The 615-nt window shown below is 51.9% G+C and carries 1 rRNA gene; it reads left to right on the forward strand.

Annotated elements, in window-relative coordinates:
- Positions 1–503: 503 nt before the first annotated feature.
- Positions 504–615 (forward strand): 23S ribosomal RNA (locus tag EYS21_RS23250); the annotation flags it as partial.

A 615-nucleotide genomic window follows, 5' to 3' on the forward strand; every position in this document is an offset into this window, starting at 1 on the left:
TTGTCAGGAGTATATGCCCGTTGCGCAGACACATGTTCTGCGGCGGGTGCTCAAGGGTGGAATATCAACAAATAGCGGCCGCCTGGTCTTGGCCTCCTCTAGTACGGATGTCTGCTTCTTCTTCGGAGAAAGCAGTTGTCCTGGAACGGTGGGGTGAGGGGTTTGGGTGGTTTAGTGTTTGGCACACTGTTGGGTCCTGAGGCAACAGGACCGGGTTTGTTCGCGGCTTACGGGTTGCGGCGGGTCTGGTACTTGTTTGTTTCTGGTTTCCTGGCTGCACCGATCACATGTGTTGACCTTTTGGGGTTGTGTGTGGGGTGTGTGGTATGGGGTTGTTGTTTGAGAACTACATAGTGGACGCGAGCATCTTTTATAAGAAGCAATTTCCAAGAATATGAACCTGGATCTGTCCGGGATGCTGTTGCTGTGGCCTTTGGGTTGTGGTGGTGGTTCCCGGGTGGTTTTCGTGGTTCTCTCGTGAATTAGTTTTTTTGATCTTTTGTGGTCAAGTTTTTAAGAGCACACGGTGGATGCCTTGGCATTAGGAGCCGAAGAAGGACGTAGGAATCTGCGATAAGCCTGGGGGAGTCGATAACCGGACTGTGATCCCAGGGT

It is taken from the genome of Arthrobacter sp. S39 (assembly GCF_004320525.1).
In the GTDB taxonomy this organism is placed as follows: Bacteria; Actinomycetota; Actinomycetes; order Actinomycetales; family Micrococcaceae; genus Arthrobacter.